Below are 3409 nucleotides of genomic sequence, written 5' to 3'. Positions count from 1 at the left end.
GCGCGCGCGCAGTTCGCGGCAGTGCTGGCGACCGGCAACCGCGCGCTGTTCGCGGGCGCGGCCGGCGAGGCGCTGGTCGCCGCGCTGCCGGCGTCGCTGAAGGCGCATGCGACCGTGCGCAAGCAGGCCGATACGCCGTTCGACGCGGTGCTGTTCGAAGGCGACAGCGACGAACTGCAGACGCTCGTGAAGGACGTCGCGCAGCGACCGGGCCCGATCGTGTCGGTGCAGGGCGTGTCGGTGGGCGCGTTCGAGAACGGCGATGCGGAAGATTACGCGCTGGAACGGCTGTTGACGGAGCGCTCGGTGAGCGTGAACACGGCCGCGGCGGGCGGCAATGCGAATTTGATGACGATCGGCTGATCATCCTTGCCGTTCGGATCAAACAAAGGAAGCGGCTAGGCGATCCCGAAGCCGCTCCATTTACCCTGGTACCAAGGAGATGCTATGCAACACACGATGAAAAAGGTGGCAGGCGCGACGTTCGTCGCGGTCATGTCGCTGGCGGGGACGGCCCATGCGGATGACGTGAAGATCGGTTACGCAGGGCCGATGACGGGCGCGCAGGCGCACTACGGCAAGGATATGCAGAACGGGATCGTGCTCGCGATCGAGGATTTCAACGCGACGAGCCCGAAGATCGGCGGCAAGCCGGTGAAGTTCGCACTCGACACGCAGGACGACCAGGCTGACCCGCGCACCGGCACGACGGTCGCGCAGAAGCTCGTCGACGACGGCATCAAGGGCATGCTCGGCCACTTCAACTCGGGCACGACGATTCCGGCCTCGCGCATCTACGCGAACGCGGGCATTCCGCAGATCGCGATGGCGACCGCACCGGAATACACGCAGCAGGGTTACAAGACGACGTTCCGCATGATGACGTCCGACACGCAGCAGGGCTCGGTGGCCGGCACGTTCGCGTCGAAGGATCTCGGCATGAAGAAGATCGCGATCGTCGACGACCGCACGGCCTACGGCCAGGGTCTCGCCGACCAGTTCGAGAAGGCCGCGAAGGCTGGCGGCGCGACGATCGTCGACCGTGAATTCACGAACGACAAGGCGGTGGACTTCAAGGCGATCCTGACCAAGCTGAAGGCGGCGAAGCCGGATCTCGTCTACTACGGCGGCGCGGATTCGCAGGCTGCACCGATGGTCAAGCAGATGAAGACGCTCGGCATCACCGCCCCGCTGATGAGCGGCGAAATGGTGAAGACGCCGACGTTCCTGAAGATCGCGGGCAACGCGGCCGACGGCACGATCGCCTCGCTGGCAGGCCTGCCGCTCGAAGAGATGCCGGGCGGCAAGACGTACGCCGACAAGTACAAGAAGCGCTTCGGCGAAGACGTGCAGACCTACTCGCCGTATGCGTACGACGGCGCGATGGCGCTGTTCAACGCGATGAAGAAGGCCGATTCGACCGATCCGGCGAAGTACCTGCCGGTGCTCGCGAAGACCGACATGGCCGGCGTGACGTCGACGCACGTCGCGTATGACGCGAAGGGCGACCTGAAGAACGGCGGCATCACGATGTACAAGGTCGAGAAGGGCGAGTGGAAGCCGCTGAAGAGCATCGGCGGCAAGTAAGCAGCCCGTGACGTGACGAACGGGCGGCGGCGCACGTCGCCGCCCCGCCGGTCATGCGAAAAAGCCACCTGGCCGTCGGGCCGGGTGGCTTTTTCTTTTTTTGCGGCCAGGCAAGCGGCATTAAGCGGCCATATGCGCCTATTCGCGACGCACACGCAGCAGGAACTTCTGCAGCTTGCCCGTAGGCGTGCGCGGCAGCGCCTGCACGAACGTGAACTCACGCGGAATCTTGTAAGCGGCGAGCCGCTCGCCGCAGAACGCGCGCAGCGCGTCCGCGTCGGGCGCCGTGCCCGCGCGCAGCACCACGTGCGCGACGACCGTCTCGCCCCAGTCGGGATGCGGGACACCGACGACGGCCGCCTCGGCGATGTCCGGGTGCGCGCCGAGCACGTCCTCCACTTCCTTCGAATAGACGTTCTCGCCGCCCGTCACGATCATGTCCTTCAGCCGGTCGACGATGAACAGGTAGCCATCCTGATCGATCCGCGCGATGTCGCCGGTGCGATACCAGCCGTGCGGCGCGAACGCGGCGCGGGTCGCGGCCGCATCGTCGAGATAGCCGAGCATCATGCTGTCGGTCTTCAGCCAGATCTCGCCGGTCTCGCCCGGCTGCGCATCGACGCCGTCCATCCGCACGACGCGCAGGTCGACGCCCGGGCCGCCGTGGCGGCCGATCGAACCGGCCTTCGCGATCTGCTCGTCCGGATACAGCGTCGTGCCGGCCGGGCCCGCTTCCGTCATGCCGTACACCTGGAAGAACGCGTCGCTGCGATACGCGCGCGCGAGCCGTTCGGCCTGCGCGGCGCCGATCGGGCCGCCGCCGTACAGCCATGCGCGCACGCTCGACAGGTCGAACGCCGCGAAGCCCTCGATCGTGTCGAGCGGCAGCAGGTACGACACCGGCGCGCCGAAATACAGCGTCACGCGCTCGCGCTCGACGGCCTGCAGGAACCGCAGCGGATGGTATTCGCGTAGCAGCACGACGGTGCCGCCCGCATACAGCGTGCCGCCGAACCAGTTGTTGAGCGGCGACGAATGCCAGATCGGCATCGCCATCAGCGTGCGCTCGTTGCGGCCGATGCCGGTTGCGAGGGCCGCCTGCATCGCGGCGAGCGTCACGGTGCGGTGGCTGTGCACGCAGCCTTTCGGGTGGCCGGTCGTGCCGGACGTATAGAGGATCTGCGCGATGTCGCCGTCGGCCGGCTCGATGCCCGCGAGGCCGTCCATCGTTGCGCACAGCGTGTCGAAGCACGGCACGCCGTCGAGCTCGCCTTCGGTCACGAGCCGTCGCGCGGGATGCACGATGCGCTCGACCACCGGCGCGAGCGTCACGTCGAACAGCAGCACCTTGCTGCGGCTGTGTTCGAGCACGTAGTCGACTTCCGGCGCCTGCAGCTTGTGGTTGATCGGCACGAACGTCGCGCCGAGCCGCCACGCGCCGAACATCAGGTCGACGAAGGCCGGCGTGTTGAAGCACATCGCGGCGACACGGTCGCCGGCCGCGACGCCGAGCGCGCTCAGCACGGCCGCCGCGCGGTGCGAGCGCTCGCGCGCGGCGGCATAGGTGATCGTCGCGGATTCGCTGACGAGGAACGGCTTGTCGGGCGTCGCGCGGGCGGCGCGGTCGAGGGCGGCGACGAGGTTCATCGGGGCTCCGGGCGGGCGAACGAAGGCGAACGGGGCGAACGGGGGGAACCGGGCCGGACGAACGGGCGTCAGGCCGGGTACGCGCGCTGCAGCAGCGCGGCGACGTCGATCGCGTGCGGGTCGAAGCCGCCCGCGATGCGGCCCCAGTCGGGCGCGGCAAGCCGTGTCGCGACGA

3 protein-coding genes are annotated in these 3409 nt (G+C 68.1%); 2 read left to right on the top strand and 1 reads right to left on the bottom strand.

All coding sequences use genetic code 11. The features are described 5' to 3' along the window. Positions 1-363: hypothetical protein (locus DPV74_RS40125; RefSeq protein ID WP_162923296.1), on the top strand; the 363-nt coding region annotated here is incomplete at its 5' end. Between the two features lie 84 nt (positions 364-447). Next, positions 448-1587 (top strand): branched-chain amino acid ABC transporter substrate-binding protein, encoded by a 1140-nt coding sequence (locus tag DPV74_RS40120; RefSeq protein ID WP_027788703.1) that lies wholly within the window; start codon positions 448-450, stop codon positions 1585-1587. A gap of 138 nt (positions 1588-1725) precedes the next feature. On the opposite strand, the gene DPV74_RS40115 is transcribed toward DPV74_RS40120, so the two are convergent. Then, a complete protein-coding gene (locus DPV74_RS40115; protein ID WP_060205306.1) occupies positions 1726-3234 on the bottom strand; it encodes a class I adenylate-forming enzyme family protein in 1509 nt (502 codons plus the stop codon). Between the last annotated feature and the right edge of the window lie 175 nt (positions 3235-3409).

Source organism: Burkholderia sp. HAN2018, assembly GCF_024704855.1.
Classification (GTDB): Bacteria; Pseudomonadota; Gammaproteobacteria; order Burkholderiales; family Burkholderiaceae; genus Burkholderia; species Burkholderia cepacia.
The sequence above is the reverse complement of the archived record's forward strand: the minus strand, read 5'-3'. Positions and strand labels throughout refer to the sequence as shown.

What these genes read in the sequence shown, in the direction of transcription:
- DPV74_RS40120 (WP_027788703.1), top strand. Translation starts at nt 448, where the DNA reads ATGCAACACACGATGAAAAAGGTGGCAGGCGCGACGTTCGTCGCGGTC.
- DPV74_RS40115 (WP_060205306.1), bottom strand. Translation starts at nt 3,234, where the DNA reads ATGAACCTCGTCGCCGCCCTCGACCGCGCCGCCCGCGCGACGCCCGAC.